Genomic DNA, 20,436 nt, shown 5'->3' with positions numbered 1-20,436 from the left:
TTGTATAGTCTCTGATTCTAGCTTTTTAATACGATGACGTTTGGTTTTGTGAATTGAGGATAAGAGGTTCCTGGGCAGTTCCTTCAGCGGTCTCAGCTACCATAAAGTCTACGACATCTTGCAGGCGTCCTGTTTTTTGGAAGATCATGCGTTGACGCATCGCACCATTCCCATGGGTGAGCGTCCTTTGTACGTGGCCTGCAATTTCATTCCATTCAGCATTTGCCTGTAATACAGGACGCAGTAGTGTCAGGAAGCGTTTAATCAATTCTTGAGCTGGTAGACTTGTGCCAGCATTGGCGTCTATCAGCTCACTTTCTAAGCCATAGCGTGCGGCGCGCCAGTGGGCAGTTCTCAGTATTTCGTTAGGTGTATGAGGATAGGGAATGCCCTGTCTGGCCTGTTCGGCGCATGTTTGTACCAGCGCACGAATAAGTCCTGCCAACATGACGGTTTCGTCAATTGTCATGCATACATCCATAATGCGAAACTCGATGGTTGGGTAACGTTCCGAAAGGCGGATATCCCAGTAGATATGGCTGGCATTCTCAATAGCATTGGTCTTAATCAATGCACGTATGAGACTGTCATAAGAGGCACTTGAATCAATATAGGGTGGTGGCCCGGCCATGGGCCAGCGCGACCAGATCATGGTGCGGAAACTGGCATAGCCGGTATCCCGCCAATGCAGAAAAGGGGAATTGGCGCTGAGTGCCAGTAATGGTGTCAGCCAGAGACGGGCCCGGTTAACAATCTGCAAGGCAGTCTCGTGGTCGGGACAACCAATGTGTACATGGCATCCCAGGATAACTTGTTCACGCGCAAGTTGTTGATAACGCTGCTCTATGAGAGCGTAGCGGTGCTTGTCTGTAATGTGTTGGTCCTGCCAGTGTGAAAAGGGATGGGTTCCGCTGGCGGCAATCCAACAGTTTGCCCTGGCGGCTGCTGTGAGTAATGCTTGGCGTACATGGGTAATACTACTACGAACCTCTGTAAGTGTGTGACAGATGGGGGTTGCTGTCTCAATCTGACTACTTTGCATTTCGGTATCAATAAATTCTTGCTGCTCTGGTTCTACAAGGGAGAGGATACGGCTAGATGAGGGAGATAGGGCGCGGGTGATGGGGTCAATGATTTGATACTCTTCTTCAATACCAATGGTCCAGCTTGTTGTGTCAAATGACATAGGTAGCTCCTTATTTGGAAGATAGCCTGGTAGAACTGTTGTGGAATCTTCAACACTGGAGCTGTTAAGAGAGAGTAGTATCCATCTTTGATACACTCATTCATTTCTCTTTTCTAGTGTGCCTTGTATGGTGCACTATTTTGTGTGTTTTTGTCTCACATTTTTGCAATGTATGTCCAAAAAAAACGTGATGTCAGTTTTTATAAAATTTTATTTGTAACTGTTTGATGCCGTGGGTGCGTCTTGGTGCTGACTGCTCACGCCGCCGGCGCGAGTTTATGCGTTATGATGGGGAAATAGAGAGGCGATCGCGACCGCCTCTCTATTTCCCCATCATAACAGGTGTATGCAGGAAGAACTTGTACATGGCATCAATCTAAGTAAAGTCAACGTACTTGTGTTGTCATTCCAGGGTCTGTGAGATTTAGTCTGCGATGATTGCGACTGGATCCTGTTTTTCTGCCTGGTTCGCGGCTTTTCTTGCTGCTTGAGGACGGTGTAGAATTAATGAGACTATGGCTGATATGAGACCTGCTACTGCGAAACCAGCCGCTACGATCCAGGCGCTGATGAAGGCATTGGTGGTCTGGCTCTGGAACTCATGGCTGATCTTGTTGCCTACTAGCGCCAGTTCAGTTTTGATCGCGGCTTTCTGGGTGGCTGGCATTTGCGCTGGTAGTTTGTTAACATATTGCGTGAGATCAACCTGCTGAGATGAGGAGTTACCGCTTCCGCCTTCGGATGCCGTGCTTGCATTGCTGCTCTGTTTCAAACCTGTAATGATGCCAGCTTGCATTTGCTCGGGCAAATTTTTATCGGCTTTGACAATGGCAATCGCATTGGTGCCCGCTTGCGGGATATCTGTTTGAATGCTACCAGTAAAGACGCTGATCAAAATCGCGACACCCAGGGCGAAACCAATTTGACGAAATGTATTAAAGATACCGCTGCCTACACCAAATTTTGCGGGTGGTACGTCCTCTAAAGAGAGTGCCGGTAAACTCTGGAAAATCAGTCCCATACCCGTTCCCAGGAAGAGGCTACGCCAGGCAACGTCGATGTAGCTGCTATCTGCATTAATAAAGCAGAGGAGTCCAAATCCAATCACTAAGAGCAGCATACCTATGATGGCTATGATGTTGGGGTTGATCTTTCTACTCAGGCGTCCAGCAATGATCGCAACGACCATTGAGGCCAGTGGGACCGGTAGGGAAGCATAGGCGGCCTGAAGCTGATCATATCCACGGCCATTGATAAAATAGAGAACGAGAATCAGGAATGTACCCTGGATAGCGATGCCAAAGAAAAACATTGTCAGGTTGGCACCGGTAAAGCTGATCGCTTTAAACAGGCTAAAGTCGACGATGGGTTCCTTCTGATATAATTCGGCAACTATAAAGAGAATCAGGCCAGCCACGGCTCCAATAAAGAGTCCTATCGTGGCTGCTGATGACCAGCCCCAACTGTTGCCTTGAATGATGGCAAGTACCAGGCAGAAGATTGAAACGGATAGGGTGAGGATACCCGCTATATCGATGCGTTTGCTGACACGTGGATTGCTGGTTTCAGGCACGAATAAAGCTACCATAATCAAGCCAACAATACAGAATGGAATATTTACAAAGAAAATCCAGCGCCAGTCAAAATTTTCCACCAGGAAACCACCGAGTACCGGACCACCAGCGGCCGCGATGCCTGAGCTGGCTCCCCAGATACCAATAGCTGCTCCCCGTTTCTCGGTGGGAAATACTGACATAATAATTGCCAGACTGACAGGATTGAGTCCGGCGGCTCCAATTGCTTGTAGGGCACGGAAACCAATCAGCCAGTTAACGGCTGGTAGACCTGTGAACTGACCGAATGTTTCAGCCATGGCGCAGAATAAAGAACCAATACTGAAAATGACCATCCCAATCATAAACAAGCGCTTACGCCCATATTGGTCGGCAAAACGACCCACCGTCACCAGTAGTACAGCAAAAACGAGGTTATAGGCGCTTAAGACCCAGCTAACCGTTGTCAGGTCGGATTTCAAACTGCTTTGAATGGTTGGAATGGCAATATTGACAATGGTTGCATCCAGTAGCGCCATAAAGAAGCCGAAGATAAGCGAGCCCATTACAAGCCATGGTCGTACTGGCTTGCCTCGCACGGTTAGCGTTGGCTGTGTTCCCGATTGTATTGGGAGGGACTTTTCTGTTTTTTGCATGAATGAATACCCTTTAATTGATTGAAGTTGATGTATTCTCAGTCTGTTCTGAGAAGATGGTTGCGACCTCCTGATCGCGGAGTTGGGTGGCCCAGGCTAGCTCTAACTGCCATTGATTAGTAGAGTGGTGGAGCATATTGATCACACGATCTTGCATAAATTCCCATTCGTCGCCCCACCCGGGTGCCTTTAAGCGTATGTCTTCTGCTTCGTTGGTTTTATGGTGAATATGGGTCTGGCAATAGGTAATGTAGTGGTCAATAATGTGTAACCGCTCAATCGGCTCTAGTAAGTGGAGATAGCAAGCTTTTTGGGCGAAAATCTTTTGATACTCGCCTGGATTTGCCGTTGTATCTAACATTAAGGTATAAAAGCGCTTTTGACCTGTCTCGGTAATCTCGTAGGCCCGCATTGGCCGTCCTCCATGAGGGCATAACGTTGGTTCTCTGGCAATGGTGATTAAGCCATCTTTTTCAAGTCTGGCTAATAATGGATAGAGCCTGCCATTACTCATTTTTGTATATGGACCAATAATGTGGTTAATGATTTTTGCGATCAGATACCCATGTGCTGGTCTTTGCATGAGACGAGCAAGGATAATCAATTCATACATGCTCGTTTCTACCCCTTTATCTGAAAACGCCGACCAGTGTCACTTTTAATAGGTCTCTGTGACATATCTATGCTTATCATATGTGGTAGTGCTGGAATATGTCAAGATTACAATTGGTGAGTTATGTGAGGTGTCCATCTCTTATATACTCATCGCAATGAACACATTGCGAAAAATTTGTAGCATTCATTGCAAATTGTGAACTAGATCATACCAGATAGAAGCTGATTTATCTATAATTGTACAAGAGTAATTTTAGTTTTGCATATTATGAAGTTAAAAAAATATATAAAAATTTTTCTGGTAGATTAATGCTTAATACAAGCATTAATCTTTATAAAAGGTAAAGTGCTTTGAATAAATTTTCTTTTGATGATGAGAAAACACAGCGTATACCTCCTTCATCTCAAGGTGCCGGACCTGGTCAACAGGGTAAGTTGGTGCTGGGAAATAACTCGGTGCAACCTGATTATCGACAGCATCAACCCTATGCTGCTTATCCACAGGTGCAGCATGCTCCAGTTGCTTCACAGGTAGATCAGCTGGCTCCAACAATGTATGTGCAGCCGCCGATGTCTGTGCCTCCACAGAGTGCTCCTGTCTATCCACAAATAGCACAACCTGGACAACCTGGAAACAACAAAAAGATGCAGGCAAAACGACCCCGTCGTATGGGTTGCCTGGTTGGCTTAGGGATATTGCTGGTCGTATGTATTCTGTCTGCGATAGTTTCTCAACGTGTGTTGGCCTTTGGTTCAGCCATTTCTCCACAGTCACCTTTGAGTACACAGACAAATTATATGGGGACAAGCGACCGCGTAAATATGTTGGTGATGGGATATGGTGGTGGAAATCATGACGGAGCGAACTTAATAGATTCAATGGTGGTGGTGAGTACGCTTCCGCAGAACCATCATACCTCTCTGATCTCGATACCGCGTGATCTCTATGTACAGTATCCACCCAATTCTGGTAAATACGTCAAGATGAACGAAATTTATGAGGATGCTTCACAAAATGGCGCGCAGCGTATAGCCGGTAGCGATGCCACGGTTGCTAAAGTCAAATTGGTAACCGGATTAGATGTGAAGTACTGGTTGATGATCGATTTTAATGGCTTTCGCGAGTTGATTGATTCCATCGGTGGTGTGGATGTCTATGTGCCAGATGCGTTTACGGCTAAATATCCAAAAAATGATGATGCGAAGCAGGATGCCAGTTGGATTTATCCGCATTTCTCAAAAGGCAATCAGCATATGGATGGTGAAACTGCGATTCGTTATGCACGTGCCCGGTATGCTACCGATAATCTGGCTGAAGGTTCTGATTTTGCTCGTTCGGCTCGACAGCAGATTATTATTAAGGCTGTGCTGGCAAAAGTAAAACAGGTATCCACGTGGCCGAGCATGTTTAATGCTTTGGATGCTTTACAGAAAACCATCTATACCAATTTATCAATGGCTGATCTGATGCAATTGGCATTAAAGGTTGATTTGAATGATGTTAAAACGGCCCACATTGGCTTGAGTAATCAAAATGTATTGGAAGATGCTTATATACCTTTTTATGTTGCTCGGCCGAAGAATGGGGATTGGTCGTTGATCAGTCGTTATGTGCAGGCGCATTTATATAATTAATGCCATGTGTAAGTTTTAGCGTTGACAGCTTGCAGCTACGGTGCTCGCCTGGTTGTGAGAAGGAAAATAGAGCGGCGGTCGCGACCGCCGCTCTATTTTCCTTCTCACAACAGTTGGCATAAGGGAAACTTATTCATGGTGAAACGGAAGTGGTCATTTACTCTTTGGTGCCTGATGGTCATTATGAGTGGTTTGTGTCTGATCGATAGGTAGTGAAAACCAGAAGGATGAGCCCTTACCTATCTGACTGTTGACCCCGACTTCGCCATGGTGACGCTGGACCAGTACCTGGCAAATATAGAGTCCCAGGCCCATGTTAACGCCAGCTCCTTTTTTATCCCGGGCTTCAGTGGAACGATAATAACGGTCCCAGATATGTTTTTGCGTCTCCTCAGAGAGACCTTGTCCTTGATCATGAACCCAGACCCGCGCTTCCTTATCTGTATATGTGATCTCTACGGTAACTGGATCTTCAGGATTAGAATATTTCAGGGCATTATTAACGTAATTGGCAACTACTTGCCCGATGCGATCACCATCAGCTCGTACCGGTATATACCTCTGCTCGGGTAATATCAGATAAATAGGATGATTCCCTTCAGTATAGCGTAGGTCCTCGACGGTTTCTTCAACAATATGGATAAGATCGTTGGGCTGAAGTGCGAGCTCTAATTTATCAACCGCCAATCGGGAGGCATCAAGCATATCGTTAATTAAGCGGTTCTGTACACGTGTCTGGCGCAAGGATTGCTCCAGTAACTTTTGCAATTTACTGATCATGATTTGCACATCAGGAGGTAGCTCTTCTGGTCGCTCTTGAACAAAGCGTTGAATGCGTCGTTGCGCGAGCTGAATACTCCCATTGATTGCGGTGAGTGGCGTCCGCAGCTCATGTCCCACTATGCTCATGAGCGTATCTTTTTGTTTTTCCAGTTCTTTTTGCGTTGTCAAATCAACAATAATGGCAGCACAAAGAGCGGGATCATTATCTATGGTTACCCCTGCCATAAGCACAGGCACACGTTGTCCGCGTTTATTATAATATTCTTTTTCCACAGGCATAAATATACCAGTGGCCTTGAGATCACTTACCGCTTGATCGTCGATATTTCTATACTCGGCTGGCGTGAGGTGACGCCAGTTTAATTTTCCGTTGATCAGATCTTCTCTGGTATAGGCAAGCATGGTGAGTAATTTGTCGTTCGCTTCAAAAATATAGCCATCCAGGTTTGCCAGTGTGAAGCCTATAAGATTGGCGTCAATCAAATGTTTGAATCTTTGTTCGCTGGCACTCAGTGCCTTTTCAGTATTTTTGTATGTTGTCACATCATTGTAATAGACGGACAGCCCTTCTTTCGTGGGATACAGATGAATATCAAACCATAGTTGTACTGGTTCAATAAATGCTTCAAAGTGCTGATTTGTCTGAGTTTGGATGGCTTCGATTGCTTTTTCTCTAAAGATACTTTCTTTAAGATACGGTAACTTCTCCCAGATACTTTGCCCTAGCAGCGTTGAACTAGAACGTTGCAAGATTTTTTCTGATTGCTTATTTACATAAGTGAAGCGCCAGTCATTATCAAGATGGAAGAAGGCGTCTCGAATGCTTTCTAAGACCGGATGCAAATGGAGATTAGAGTTGTACTGCTGGGCTTCCTTCTGCCGTTGTTCGGTGATATCGGCGGCGATACCCACCATATTGATGGGTTTCCCCTGACCATCATAGATGACACGTCCCTGTAGGCTGACCCAATGTTTGATGCCATCGGTATCTATGATTTGATACTCAGCATTGTACTCTTCACCAGTCTCAATGGCATGGCGGATCGCTTTTCTGGCTCTTGTACGATCTTTAGGACGTAGCACACGTAAAAGTTGGCGATAGGTGATTGGGGAGCCAACAGAGAGGTTACAGAGCCTGGCTTGTATCTGATTATTGATGCGTGAAGTATTGGTGATAATATCCCAGGACCAGAAGCCGATCTCTTTTGCTTTGGCTGCCACTGATAATTGCTCAAGCAACTTTTGCTCTGTGCGCCTTTGCTCAGTAATATCTTGATTGGTAATTAAAATATTTGTTGGCTGCCCTTCGGCATTCCGTAGAAGTTTCTGGTTGCTCTTTATAATGAGCTGAACCCCATTTTTGTTGAATTGTACTACTTCTCCCTGCCAGTAATCGATAGTTAACAGGATTGTGTAGCTATCCTGATCTACCATCATGCTCTGGGCTGATAGAAGCTCGCGGTAATTTCGTCCAATGCTCTCTGCGTTGCTCCAACCATACAACTTTGCGGCTTTATTATTCCATGACAAAATGGTATACATTTCATCACAAATGATGATGGCATCGTGTGACATCTCAATGATTTCTGTATAGAGCTGCAGGTGATTTTTTTGTTTTACCGACATATGCATCCCCTCGTGCTTATTCGGGTATGGCTTGAATGATTTTTTGTCAGACGTAAGCATTGACCGATCCTTCCCCAATTTTACCTCGCAGTCTGGTTGCACTATCTTACTTATCCAACTGGTTGAGTTCTGTTGTCCTTGTATCCATGGGGATGCTGCATGTACAATAAGAACGTCCATTTTTGCTTTATATCTGTGATCTTGTGCTCATATAAAATTCTGGTCAGGCTGGCAAGGAAAAAAGGATTGTGCAGCGCTCATGTCTGGTTCGGATCAGGGATATTGTATCTGACCTATGAACATGGATGGTTATTATCAGGCTTTTCAGCCTATTATAACATAGGATCATCTACACATCATAATTCTTAAAACGTATGAGTTTATTTTTGTCGTGATCTACTGTAACTTACAGTGTTGATGAGGTATGATAAGAAAAAGCAATAGTTTGATATTTCAGCTATCGTATTGATTGGTTGGCTCGTGGTCTCTCCACCGCTTTGTGGGAGTGTGAAATGTGCCAGATAGATGTATCTAGCCCCAAAGGAGAGTTTGATAAGGCTCTCTTTCGGGTAGAGTAAGAGTAGATTCATGAGTAATACCTCGCGACTAAAAATTATGCCAGGTGCGAAACGCAGTTTGATTACACAGCTTCAATGGCGCTTTTTGCTTTCAATGCGACTTTTTTTCATTTGTTTGTTGTTGAGTTCTCTGACCGGTATTTATGTCTCCTCCCATCAACAGGCATTGGGTGAGCAAAAGGTTGCTTTACACGATAATGTGAATGGACTCTTACAATCCATGGTTGATCAGGAGACCGGTTTACGGGGGTATATTGCTACTAGTAATCCAATATTTCTAGAGCCTTTTTATAGCGGCCAGAAAAATTATGCCAATTATTTACAAAATCTCAAAGCTACAACCTCTTCAAGTAACTTTAGCAATTCTGCTAATGCTCTATTACATGTACAAGAACGATCTACAGCCTGGATGCTTCTCTACGCTAATCCTCAGTTATTAAATGTGAAAGAAGGAAATTTGGCAGCTGCCCGGTCAGACGACAAAAATGCTCAGGGGAAGGGCCTCTTTGATGAAATCCGTAAAGCTGTGGCTTCGTTACAACGTACCAGTGATGCTGAACTGGTAGCTTTGCAGAATCGAGATAATCTGTGGAGCTGGGGCGCGCTTGGATTTTTAGGTATTTTTATGCTGGCTATGATTGCCTTTTTATGGTCTACACTCAAGTTGTTTATGCAGGTCTGGCGTGAACACTTGAACAATTTCAAAGAGGCCACCACTGCATTCGGTAATGGAGACCTGACTGTTCGTGTTAAAGAAAGTAGTGATAGTGAGTTCAACGAAGTTGGTCATACATTTAATCAAATGGCAGAGACCTTACAAGAGCAACAACTGGCTCTCAAGGATCGCGATATTCTAGAGCAAGTGATGCAATTAAATACTGGTTTGACTACAGGCCTTGATCTTTCTGCGTTAATGCAGCACTTTTTCCAGCGCATGTTTAGTTTATTAGATGTCCAGGTTGCTGCTCTGTACCTCTATGAGGAAGAACAGAAACAATTGGTGCTGTTCAGCTCCCGTGGCTTACAGGCGGAGCATAGGCAGCCTGTCTTTGCCATGGGAGAAGGGCTAGTTGGCCTGGTGGCTCAAAACCGTGAGCCTTTATGGCTTAACCGTCAGCAACAGGAGGCCGATGTTTTTGCGGTGAAAACGCTGATAGGTGATGTCTTTCCCTCGACGTTATATCATCTGCCACTTATGCAGGGGAATGATTTGCTGGGTGTGCTGGTGGTGGGCTCTGTCTTTGCTATGGGTGAGCGTTCGCGGAATGTCCTTCAGGTAGTCTCTAGTAATCTGGCTGCCGCCATTCGCAATACACAGACCTATGAACATACTCAGCAGCAGGCCCAGGCATTGGCTGAATATGCGCATCAGCAGGAATTGAGTAGTCATGCTTTACGCCAGCAGCGAGATGAATTAACGGTCTTGAATGCTGCATTAGAAGAGGCCAATCGGGTTCGTAGCCAATTTTTGTCTACGATGTCCCATGAATTACGCACGCCTCTGGCCTCTATTATTGGTTTCAGTCAGATGATGACGCGTTCAACCCGCCAGTCACCTCTCTCTCCACGGCAGAGTGAGAATGTTGATCGCATCTTGCGAAATGCTCAGCACTTGCTTGCGTTAATTAATGATGTATTAGATCTGGCTAAAATTGAAGCTGGTCGGATGGATATTAATGCAGCCCAGGTGAATTTAGCGGAATTAATTGCCTCGGTTGTAGAGGAGACGCGTTCAATTGCGGTGGATCGTAAGTTAGATTTGACGGTTTCTCTTCAAGAAGGAATTACCTTTATTGAGACTGATCCGCGTAAAGTGCGGCAAATTGTATTGAATCTGGTCTCGAATGCCTTGAAATTTACGGAACAAGGATCGGTTTCAGTAAAGGTGGTACGCCAATCTCTAAGTAATGTCCACGATCCTTTAGCCGATCAAATTGCTATTTCAGTAACAGATACCGGTATAGGTATCAGCGCTGAAAAGCAAGCGCACATTTTTGAAGCTTTCTATCAAGTTGATAATAGTAATAGTCGCACTTATGGTGGAACTGGTCTGGGGCTTTCAATTGTGCGTGAATTGGCCACACTTCTAGGTGGAAGGGTTGAAATTCATAGTGAAGAAGGAGTCGGATCTACTTTTACAGTGATTCTTCCTGTCCATTTACGTGCTCAACATCTTATTCAGGATGTGAGGCTGAATGCGCTCCCCGTTTCGAGTCTTGAAGCGCATACTCATTCAAATGAGGATATGGCATTGGCGGAGGATTCAGCAACATTAAAGGCGGTACATAATATCGAACCTCCAGGTGAGGATGCATATCTGGTGGTGGCGGTGGATGACAATCCTGATGTATTGCAATTGATTACCTCTTCGTTAGAGCAGACACCGTATCGAGTTGTGGGTGTACAGGATTCGACCAAAGCACTCGAAGTAATTCGAGAACTTCGTCCTAAGGCGATTACCCTGGATATTATGATGCCCCAGATTAATGGTTGGCAACTGCTACATCAATTGAAATCCAATCCTGTGACGGCTTCTATCCCGGTTATCCTATTAACGGTCCTTGAGGATCGCTCGGCTGGTTACGTTCTGGGTGCTGATGAGTATCTGGTCAAGCCGGTTGAGAGGGATGCTTTAATTGAAGTGTTACATCAACTCATGCATCGTGATTCAGTTGCCGCCATCGATGCAGATACTTCATCTATATCTGAGTATGTTCCCAATAATGTAGATCTTCCTCAGCCAGATGCTACCAATAATGTTGTCAGGCCGCTTCTGCTTGTGCATCGCGAGCCAAATATTCATCTGCTCGTTGAAAAGCTACAAAATAAAATTGGCTATGTCGTTCAAAAAACCTCTGATAGTCAGGATGTGCTGCAGATTATTGAGCAGGCTCGACCAGATATGTTGATGATGTTGGTGCATGCTAATGACAGCAGATTTTTAGGTGAGCATATAAAATCTGTTGTTGAGCAAAATGTAGCTATCACACCTCCCAATCCTCAATTGGATGAGGGCTAAAGAAATAAGACGTAGGACCTTTAGAAGGAAAATTATATGGAGCAAAGATCTAAAAAACGTATTTTAATAGTTGATGATAGTGAAGATATGCGCGAATTGCTGCAACAAATTCTTGAGGAAGAGGGCGCGTATGAGCTATTTTTTGCTGAAAATGGTTCACAGGCCATTGAGCAGGCTAACATTAATCAGCCAGATCTTATTTTAATGGATATGTCTTTGCCTGGTATGAGTGGCTGGGAGGCCGTGACGTCTCTGCGTAAAACTGTAGCATTCCGTGAGACCCCAATTGTAGCGGTGACTGCCCATGTTTCTCAATCTGATCAAGAGCGAGCGTATGCGGCTGGTTGTACTTCTCATCTGGGCAAGCCATTTGATGTGATTACCGTACTGGATACTATTACAAAACTATTGCAGTGATTTTTGTAGATAACGCTGGCGAATTGTGCTTGTGGCTGAATAATCTTTCTCTTGCAGTATAAAAAAACCACCCACGTAGGCGGGTGAGACGGCGACTTCCTATTTTCCCACGCAGTATCATCGGGGAGGAAGAGCTTAACTACCGTGTTCGGGATGGGAACGGGTGTACCCTCTTCGCTAAAGTCACCAGCTCACCTGCATATGCAGGTGGTTTCTTCAACAGGACTAATAATACTCTACCTTTACTGCTTTGTCAATAGCTGCAGGTCATTCTCAGGGCTTTTTCATTTTCAGCCGGGAGTAACTGTCAGGCAAATCATATACAGAGTATTTCTGGTGTGGTGTGTGTTCTGTGGGCGGCTGCGGCCGCCCACAGAACACACACCACACCAGACTCCGGCGCCGTAGGCGCCAGGAAGAGGAAAATTAAAAAGTCCTGGGTCATTCTTTTGGACGATGTTGGATACCTTTCTCTTGATGTACACTGAATTTCAGGCCTGTATGTTGAATGCTGGTGTCGGGAAACGTAATCGGAGAGCGTTTGCATTTCTCTTTATAGTGGGAGGGTAAACTTGATGTCGCAACATATGTCTGCTCCTGTACTGGATAAATCAAACTCTGAATTTTATACGCATGGTTGGTTTGCCCAGACCTGGCAACTGGTGCTATGGAATCTGTATCATTTGCGGCGGCGCTTAATGACGCGCATATTGCTGGGTATTTTTTTTGGGGGCTATGCCCTATTATTGCTGATAACTATTCTCTCGCATATTCTCCTTGGTAATAACCATGGACCTACCATTGGGGCCGATCCAATTATGGCTCTGGTCTTTCCCGGCTCTTTACAGTTTATGCTGGGTTATCTGGGTTTACTCGCTCCGATCTTTTTGTGTATTATTGCTGGCGCGCTGATAGGTGGTGATTATGGCTATGGCTTACATCGGCAAATGCTGACACGCGGATTGAGTCGTGCCCAGGTTTTTACTGCCCAGGTACTTGCTCTGAGCCTGCTCGTACTGGGATTTGTAGGGATAGCCATTTTACTCTCAATCCTGTTGGGTATGCTGATTGGTCCTTTGTTTGGGATTGCGCCCACCTTGTTGCCTCTAAATGGCTGGCTGGGCGTTGTTTTAACCTGGTTAACACAATCAGTACGTTACTTTCTCTATATGCTGATTGCGGTACTGGCCGCCACTATTGGCCGTTCAGTCCTGGCTGGTATCGCCTTCTCGATCGGGTATGTTTTTGTCGAGTTCCTGGCGACGACCATCCTTTTTAGTCTGGTGGGAGGACTGAGTGTGACCGTTGGAAATGCTATCGTGTCCTTTGTTAGCAATCTTCCAGGTGTGGTCACCAATACACTGAATAGTTATAGTACAGCCGTGATTGTAGGACAGCCAATCGCCTCTTTAAGCGAGTTGCCCTGGCAAATCTTCTTGACTGTTGCCTATTGTGCGATTTTGATTGCAGTGAGCTATTTTGTTTACAGCAGGAGTGATATCTTTGATTAGCTTTCCCTTTTGTTGTTTTTCTCGAATTTTCCTGCGGATAGTGTGGTATTATTTGGTTGATATGTTAAACGATTGCTGATCTGAATTGTAATAGAGGTTAGCAGGCGTAAATTTGACTATTATTTTTTTGTACCTGATGCTTATCAGACGACTAAATATGGTGCTTTGTCAATATTTAGTCGCGCTTGAATTTAAATGTGACGAGACCTTTTTTTTTGTCGCTGACTGTGAAAATAAAGTGTTCTGGTTGCACAGTATTAATTGAAAGGTTGAGCTTAACCATGTTACTGGCTGGTGACATTGGAGGAACCAAAACCAATCTGGCTTTATACGCCTCGAAGGATGACCTTCGTACACCGCTGCGCGAAGCAAAGTTGCCTAGTGCTCAGTATGCTACGCTGGCTGCATTAGTCCATGATTTTATCAAGCAGGTGGATCTGTCTGATATTAAAATTGAGCGTGCGGTCTTTGGTGTTGCAGGACCAGTAGTAGCGGGAAAGGCAAAAATCACCAATCTTCCATGGCGTATGGAGGAGAAGCAGCTAGAGCAGACATTAAATATCCCTTCGGTGACTCTGCTAAATGATCTGGCGGCGATGGCTACGGCTATTCCTCTTCTTCGTTCGACGGACCTGCATATATTGAATGCTGGTAAGCCTGCGAGCCATGGGACACTGGCTGTTGTTTCTCCTGGTACCGGTTTGGGTGAGGCGACTTTGACCTGGGATGGTGCTCACTATCGGGTTCATCCATCTGAAGGTGGGCATGTGGATTTTGCTCCCACCAACGCTTTTGAAATTGGCATGTTGATCTATTTACTTGAACGTATGCCGCATGTGAGCTATGAACATGTTTGTTCGGGTATTGGCCTTCCTAATATTTATGCATACGTGAAAACTTCGGGCATGTTTGATGAGCCCGCGTGGTTAAGGGATAAGATGGCGCAGACAAAGGATATAACTCCTTTGATCGTGCAGGGGGCCATGGGAACTTCTACGGACGGCTTGGCGGGTTCTCATGAACAGGAGCCAATTTGTGTGGCTACAGTTAAAGCTTTTGCATCTATTCTGGGGGCTGAAGCTGGCAACATGGCCTTGAAAACATTGGCGACGGGGGGGATTTATCTGGGTGGTGGTCTGCCTCCACGTATGCTGCCTTTCCTGGAGGATCCAGAATTTTTGCGCGCCTTCACAAGTAAGGGGCGTTTTGCCGAGATGCTTAAAGACTTTCCTATTTATGTTGTTTTAAATAGTAAAGTTGGTTTGATTGGTGCTGCATCCTTTGGTTTCAATTTGTAGCCTCGCACCTTCGGCACTCAAAAAGTAATCTTGTGTGGTGCCAAAAGTGCGCTGCGCACTTTTGGCACCACACAAGAAAAATTATTGGTTGGTGCAGAAAAGGCGCGAATGCGCCATTTCTGCACCAACCAGGAAAACATGAATGGGGCGCCTGCGCTCCCAGGGCTGCCAGAAAACTTACCAAATCCAGTATTGGTAATTATAGAAATTGCCTGTGACTCTCTCTAGAAGGTTCGTGGCACAATTTCGTCAATGGCTTTAAGTTCCTCTTCGCTGAATTCCAGATTGTTCAGGGCGGCTACATTTTCTTCGATTTGTGCAACTTTTGATGCACCAATCAAAACGCTGGTAACGGCCGGCAAGCGTAGATTCCAGGCCAACGCCATCTGGGCCAGTGTTTGACCACGTTCCTGGGCGATCTTGTTCAGGCGCTTGATCTTACTCAGTTCGTCACCCGTTACAACATCCTCATTGGCTTTACGCCCCCACCATTCTGCGGCCCGTGAGTCTTCTGGCAGATTTGTGCCAAGATATTTATCACTTAAGAAACCCTGTGCCAATGGGCTAAAGGTGATCACGCCAATGCCATTGCGAACAGTATGATCAAAGAGGTTATGCTCTTTATCACGATCCAGCAGATTATAGCGTGGCTGATGGATGGTAATCGGTGTCAGTCCCATCTGTTTGGTGACCTGGACAGCTTGCTCCAGTTGATCACCAGGGAAATTACTGACGCCGACATAGAGCGCCTTACCCTGACGTACTACCAGATCGAGGGCCGCCATTGTTTCTTCTAATGGTGTCTGTGGATCCGGACGATGGGCATAGAAAATATCTACATATTCTAATCCCAGGCGCTTTAATGATTGATCCAGGCTGGCAACGATATATTTTTTCGAGAGCCACTCACCATAAGGTCCGGGCCACATCCGATAGCCAGCTTTACTAGAAATAATTAACTCGTCGCGTGGCATATCCTTGAGTACTTTGCCGACCACCGTCTCGGCATTGCCAGGAGGACGTCCATAGTTATTGGCGAGATCAAAATGGGTGATGCCTAGATCAAAAGCGCGATAGAGACACTCACGAGCAATTTCTTCTCCCCGGTATCCGCCAAAGGTCTCCCAGGCTCCCAGTGAAATTGCTGGCAGCATAAGTCCTGAGCGGCCGGTACGACGATATTGCATCGTATCGTAGCGGTTCTCTGCAAACTGATAGCTATCCTGTTCAGGCATAAACTTTCTTTCTCCTTTGTCCAGGTGACTCTATAAAAAACACATTGGTATTTTCGAGGTAGAAACGTGTCTGACTACACGCGCGATCACATACGTTTCTACCTCTAAGCGTAACTGTATCAAGATTTTCCAGCATGGCTTGGAGAAAGTTATTTTTCCAATGCTGGGGTGTTACCACGAATCAGTTTACGGACGGCGGTAGGATTGGCCCAGCGTACTGCGTTGCCAATAACTTGCTGTACCTCTTTATTGTGGTAGGTCGGAAGTGTTTCGTGGCCGGGGCGGAAATAAAAGATCTTGCCTTGTCCTCGTGTGTAGCAGCAACCACTACGGAAGACCTCTCCACCGGTGAACCAACTGATAAAGACCAGGGTTTCTGGTTCAGGAATACCAAAGGGCTCGCCATACATTTCTTCATGTTCAATTTCAATATAATCGCCAATACCCTCGGTAATTGGATGATTAGGTGCAACAACCCAGAGGCGCTCTTTATCATTGGTCTCACGCCATTTGAGATCACAATCTGTACCGAGCAACTTCTTGAAAATCTTTGAAAAATGGCCTGAATGCAAGACAACCAGACCCATCCCATCTAGTACGCGCTGATGGACTTTGTTGACGATCTCGTCTTTTACTTCTCCATGGGCCATGTGGCCCCACCAGATCATAACGTCGGTATTCTCTAGTACCTCGTCTGTTAAACCATGTTCCGGCTCATCGAGGGTGGCTGTACGTACTGTGAAGCCCTTGTCTGCCAGAACTTTGGCCAGGGTTCCATGAATGCCTTCTGGATATATTTTTGCGACCTCTTCAGAGCGTCGCTCGTGACGATATTCATTCCAGATGGTGACACGTATATTTGCTGTCATTAAATGCCTCTTTCTAGCAAGTTGCGTTGGCATACTTATCGCTTCATTGAGAATCTTCTATCTTGCTCGTGCAGTTGAACAAGATGGCCCATGTGCTTAGGGATGGGCAAACCTATCTTTGCTTGCTTTTATTGTAACACGTGCTTCTTGAAATTGCATGGCGTTCCCCTTAACTTTTTTCTTTTTTGCATCTCTCTAACTTTTAATATTTTTGACGATTATATTCTTTAGCTTAACTGTATTTGTACGTAAGCATGTTTTTTGGATCAGATTTTAGCTATGTTTGGTGGAATGATTCCATGCAAATGTGAGAGGAATTTTTTCTCATTTTTCTCCAATGTGATGCAAGATGCGCTCTAAGAAGGGATAAAATAGATGCATCAATTACAGGAGCGACCACCACAAAAGGAGTCTGAACCATCTCTATGGCGGCGCTATCGAACTTCCCGCAAGGCTCGTCGGGCCACCGCAATTATTCTCTATGTTCTTCCAATAGTAGTTTTACTCACATTAATGTTTACCGTGTTTATCAAGCCTCCCTTCAATCCTAATGAAGGTAAGGTCGTCGACTCGCATGAGAAGGCGTTAACCACCGGACCGGTATCTGGTGAGCGTACCAATGATCTTAATGCTCTTGTTCTACAGGTACTGAACGATATGAATGCGCATAGTTGGGATGAGCAAAATCATACTGTCCTCATCAATTGGCGTAAGAGTGATGTAAATCAGATTAATTGTGGACCCAATCATTGCGATCAGCGTGGTCATTCAACCCGCAAGGATAGTTTGAATGATCTACGATTACTAGAAAATCTCTACTGGTATAAAGCTCGCCATCCTGATGATACGACAATGGATGCATATATCAAACGTCTTTTGCCCACTACCCAACAAGAGTGGGGCAATACCGTTCAGAATAAAGGCTGGATCTACTTTACCCTGTTGCGCATGCGGGATTTTAGCCATGATACCGCTTATTGGAATCATACGTTAGAGGGTTGGGCAACCGCCGAGTATAAACTACTTGATCCTAAACTGGGCCTGCCACATGGCGGTGTGGATAGCTCTGCCGGGAGTGATAAGATCCGCTTGCAGGATGGTTATCGGGTTGATCATGCTCTGGAAACTAGCCTGGCCCTGGTGGATGCCGGAACGCGTTTTCACCATCCCGAATGGGTGACCGCTGGTAAGCACGGGGTTGATGTGGTGATTCAGCAGGCATACAATAAGCAATATCATCTGTTTGGACGCATCTATATCCTTAGTGATCCCCGCTTTGGCGACCATAAATTGCTGGATACCCAGGCGCGTATGGGGGAGATTGGCCAGGAGATTGAGGCCCTGGTGCGAACAGGGGTTTATACCAATAATCAGTCCTATCTCTCATTGGTGAAAGAGATGCTGGATAACTTACAGGCTTCGCCTCTGAGAGACACCAAAAATGGTGGCTTCTACTTTAAGTTGTACCTGGCTCCATATCAGGGTTTTGATACCGGTCATCTGGATAAAGGTATGAAGGAGACACGCCAGTTACATGTACTGATTGCGACACATCTGGCTAACCTGGTTTTCAATAACCGTTGGTCTGATTTAGAGCAGAATCTTATTCAAGTAACTACCCAGCGTTTATTCTTACCGGCACCGATACCAGGCTTTAGCTATCGCGTGCTCACTGATGGTGCTATGTATCCCTGCAAGCCCTGTAAAACTGCTCCCAAAGTCGAGGATTGGATTACATCTGAAGCGGATAACATTGCTCTTGAAGCGATGCAAACCGTATTGTCTGAGCGACGACAACTGCTTCCTACTCCATAACTTTTTATTAGAAAGGGATGAGATGGCTCGAGCCACCTCATCCCTTTCTAATAACGCGAGCACCGCAGACGTAAGAATGTATGCATGATGTTAACTACCCATTACTGCGCAGATTGATGCGGAAATGGTATTCATTCCCATGATTTCCATAAACCCCATCTAGATAATTACTGAGCGCATCACCACCACGTGGCACATTAAACGTGGGTGCGTGGCAGAAATCGTCATCTGTACAGCCTGGAAATTTAGATATGTCCAGATGAATGGGAGCGGTAAGTTGGGTCCCATCTGTATCTTGGGCGCTTCCCGGATAGATATTAATATTCTGACCTTGATCATCTATGGTGATTACATAGAAATGGCCGACCGCATCCTGTATGATACGCACCTTATTTGGAGCAGTAAAATCCTGACGTACATTTTTTGTGATTACTCCATGATCGACGATGACATGGTGTACACCATCATACATATTGTTATAGAGAATGTGTGTGCGCCCCTGCGTATCCATATATGCATCTGTTAAATACGTTACATCGGCATCATTATTATTTTGCGGCTGAACCTCGGTAACTTTGAGTTGCTGCATCACAGGATTATTGACATTACTGATATAGAAGTATTTGATTTCATTGAAGATGTAGTTAAAGTCTGATGCATCTGGAAAATTCAGGATTGGTCGTTTGACATCACGCATCGCAACCATGGTGAGATCATTGTTGTAGCCAGGGAAAAAGAAGGCATAGGTATGGCGATAATCCATCTGGCTGGTATGGAAGGTCCATTGATTGGTGACTGGTGAATAGTAAGTCCAATAAAAAACACCAGGAACATCATCGCCAGTCTGAAAGAAGACGATATCACCTTTTTGATTTATGGCGGCCCCACTATAACCCTGGTCATCGGCCCATTGTCCTTGCAGGATTTCATCTTTGAAGGATTGACCAAGATCTGTGGAGACCATATGGTGAGCTTCTTCTTGTGTGCCAGGCCATGTGAAAATATGGATTTCATCATGGATGCCACGAATAATATTGATGGGCTCGGTACCTGCATTGCCTTGTTTGATATCGTTCCAGGTACTGCTATTAGGTCCTCTATGCATCAGATGCCAGGTACGATTTTGTGTATCGTTACCCTGGGAAATGAAGACGGTGAACAGGTCACCAGAGGTTGTGCGGATAATGCGCAATTTATGTGCACCCCAGCTATTAGGAACATAGTCTCCTTCATTACCAAAGGCCTGGTCGGTGACTTGATCCAGATTATCCAGTGAGGGAATGCCTGGAATTGTCGGTTGAATAGTTGTTAACTGCCCGGAAGTATTCTGTGGTTTCGAAGTTGGCTTTGAGGTTGGTTTGGGTTTAGGGGTGGGCTTCGGCGTTGGTATAGATGGATGCTGCTTTAATTGTACTCCAACACCTGGTAGGGTAGGGATAGCATTTGCAGTTGGTGTTGTGATTGGTTGTGCCTGGGAATGTGTTTTTTGCGCATAGATTAAAATGGATGTGCTAACTACAATGATTGCCACCAGTGAGATGAGTATGGTTCTGGGTCGGCCGGTTATTTTTATACTCCCTTTGAATTTTGTAAACAATGAATTCTTCAAATTCCCAAACCCCCTTATGAGCTTTCTTATA

General features: G+C 45.3%; 13 protein-coding genes and 1 rRNA gene. 6 read left to right on the top strand and 8 right to left on the bottom strand.

The annotated features are described in order from the left end of the window. Positions 1-25: 25 nt before the first annotated feature. The 3 genes from EL633_RS29060 to EL633_RS29050 form a co-directional block, all read right to left on the bottom strand. The gene (locus EL633_RS29060) at positions 26-1,186 is read right to left on the bottom strand and encodes a carboxylate-amine ligase (protein ID WP_126630725.1); all 1,161 of its coding nucleotides are present in this window, start codon (positions 1,184-1,186) and stop codon (positions 26-28) included. A 424-nt stretch (positions 1,187-1,610) separates the two neighbouring features. After that, positions 1,611-3,395 carry an MFS transporter gene (locus EL633_RS29055; protein WP_126630724.1) on the bottom strand — a complete coding sequence of 595 codons (1,785 nt, stop codon included), beginning with the start codon at positions 3,393-3,395 and terminating at the stop codon, positions 1,611-1,613. Positions 3,396-3,408: 13 nt separating this feature from the next. Next, entirely contained in the window at positions 3,409-4,008 is a 600-nt protein-coding gene (locus tag EL633_RS29050; RefSeq protein WP_126630723.1) for a helix-turn-helix transcriptional regulator, read from the bottom strand. 353 nt (positions 4,009-4,361) lie between these two features. On the opposite strand from EL633_RS29050, the gene EL633_RS29045 reads away from it, so the two are divergent. Continuing rightward, the gene (locus EL633_RS29045; RefSeq protein ID WP_126630722.1) at positions 4,362-5,645 is read left to right on the top strand and encodes an LCP family protein; all 1,284 of its coding nucleotides are present in this window, start codon (positions 4,362-4,364) and stop codon (positions 5,643-5,645) included. 153 nt (positions 5,646-5,798) lie between these two features. On the opposite strand, the gene EL633_RS29040 is transcribed toward EL633_RS29045, so the two are convergent. After that, positions 5,799-8,054: a PAS domain-containing sensor histidine kinase gene (locus tag EL633_RS29040; RefSeq protein WP_161982520.1), complete on the bottom strand. Its 2,256-nt coding sequence runs from the start codon at positions 8,052-8,054 to the stop codon at positions 5,799-5,801. 588 nt (positions 8,055-8,642) lie between these two features. Between EL633_RS29040 and EL633_RS29035 the strand changes: the two genes are divergently transcribed. Beyond that, positions 8,643-11,651, top strand: a complete 3,009-nt coding sequence (locus tag EL633_RS29035; RefSeq protein WP_126630720.1) for an ATP-binding protein — start codon at positions 8,643-8,645, stop codon at positions 11,649-11,651. Between the two features lie 36 nt (positions 11,652-11,687). Next, entirely contained in the window at positions 11,688-12,068 is a 381-nt protein-coding gene (locus tag EL633_RS29030; protein ID WP_126630719.1) for a response regulator, read from the top strand. Positions 12,069-12,154: 86 nt separating this feature from the next. Here the strand turns inward: EL633_RS29030 and rrf are convergent. After that, a 5S ribosomal RNA gene (rrf, locus tag EL633_RS29025) occupies positions 12,155-12,259 on the bottom strand. A 384-nt stretch (positions 12,260-12,643) separates the two neighbouring features. On the opposite strand from rrf, the gene EL633_RS29020 reads away from it, so the two are divergent. Continuing rightward, positions 12,644-13,579: an ABC-2 transporter permease gene (locus EL633_RS29020; RefSeq protein ID WP_126630718.1), complete on the top strand. Its 936-nt coding sequence runs from the start codon at positions 12,644-12,646 to the stop codon at positions 13,577-13,579. Positions 13,580-13,860: 281 nt separating this feature from the next. Continuing rightward, positions 13,861-14,877, top strand: coding sequence for a glucokinase (gene glk / locus EL633_RS29015; protein ID WP_126630717.1), 1,017 nt, complete (start codon positions 13,861-13,863; stop codon positions 14,875-14,877). Between the two features lie 224 nt (positions 14,878-15,101). On the opposite strand, the gene EL633_RS29010 is transcribed toward glk, so the two are convergent. Both EL633_RS29010 and EL633_RS29005 read right to left on the bottom strand, forming a co-directional pair. After that, on the bottom strand, positions 15,102-16,112 hold the full coding sequence (locus EL633_RS29010; protein WP_126630716.1) for an aldo/keto reductase: 1,011 nt from the start codon (positions 16,110-16,112) through the stop codon (positions 15,102-15,104). A 149-nt stretch (positions 16,113-16,261) separates the two neighbouring features. Beyond that, positions 16,262-16,981, bottom strand: coding sequence for a ThuA domain-containing protein (locus EL633_RS29005; protein ID WP_126630715.1), 720 nt, complete (start codon positions 16,979-16,981; stop codon positions 16,262-16,264). Between the two features lie 375 nt (positions 16,982-17,356). Between EL633_RS29005 and EL633_RS29000 the strand changes: the two genes are divergently transcribed. Beyond that, the gene (locus EL633_RS29000; RefSeq protein ID WP_126630714.1) at positions 17,357-18,796 is read left to right on the top strand and encodes a hypothetical protein; all 1,440 of its coding nucleotides are present in this window, start codon (positions 17,357-17,359) and stop codon (positions 18,794-18,796) included. Positions 18,797-18,890: 94 nt separating this feature from the next. Here the strand turns inward: EL633_RS29000 and EL633_RS28995 are convergent, their stop codons facing one another. Further along, on the bottom strand, positions 18,891-20,405 hold the full coding sequence (locus EL633_RS28995) for a hypothetical protein (protein WP_126630713.1): 1,515 nt from the start codon (positions 20,403-20,405) through the stop codon (positions 18,891-18,893). Positions 20,406-20,436 lie beyond the last annotated feature (31 nt).

It is taken from the genome of Dictyobacter alpinus, assembly GCF_003967575.1.
In the GTDB taxonomy this organism is placed as follows: domain Bacteria; phylum Chloroflexota; class Ktedonobacteria; order Ktedonobacterales; family Ktedonobacteraceae; genus Dictyobacter; species Dictyobacter alpinus.
Note: the sequence above shows the minus strand (reverse complement) of the source record. Positions and strands in the feature narration are given on the sequence as shown.

Bases quoted from the DNA above. Each gene is read 5' to 3' on its own strand.
- EL633_RS29060 (WP_126630725.1), bottom strand. From the start codon at position 1,186: ATGTCATTTGACACAACAAGCTGGACCATTGGTATTGAAGAAGAGTAT.
- EL633_RS29055 (WP_126630724.1), bottom strand. From the start codon at position 3,395: ATGCAAAAAACAGAAAAGTCCCTCCCAATACAATCGGGAACACAGCCA.
- EL633_RS29050 (WP_126630723.1), bottom strand. From the start codon at position 4,008: ATGTATGAATTGATTATCCTTGCTCGTCTCATGCAAAGACCAGCACAT.
- EL633_RS29040 (WP_161982520.1), bottom strand. From the start codon at position 8,054: ATGTCGGTAAAACAAAAAAATCACCTGCAGCTCTATACAGAAATCATT.
- EL633_RS29035 (WP_126630720.1), top strand. From the start codon at position 8,643: ATGAGTAATACCTCGCGACTAAAAATTATGCCAGGTGCGAAACGCAGT.
- EL633_RS29030 (WP_126630719.1), top strand. From the start codon at position 11,688: ATGGAGCAAAGATCTAAAAAACGTATTTTAATAGTTGATGATAGTGAA.
- EL633_RS29020 (WP_126630718.1), top strand. From the start codon at position 12,644: ATGTCGCAACATATGTCTGCTCCTGTACTGGATAAATCAAACTCTGAA.
- glk (WP_126630717.1), top strand. From the start codon at position 13,861: ATGTTACTGGCTGGTGACATTGGAGGAACCAAAACCAATCTGGCTTTA.
- EL633_RS29010 (WP_126630716.1), bottom strand. From the start codon at position 16,112: ATGCCTGAACAGGATAGCTATCAGTTTGCAGAGAACCGCTACGATACG.
- EL633_RS29005 (WP_126630715.1), bottom strand. From the start codon at position 16,981: ATGACAGCAAATATACGTGTCACCATCTGGAATGAATATCGTCACGAG.
- EL633_RS29000 (WP_126630714.1), top strand. From the start codon at position 17,357: ATGCATCAATTACAGGAGCGACCACCACAAAAGGAGTCTGAACCATCT.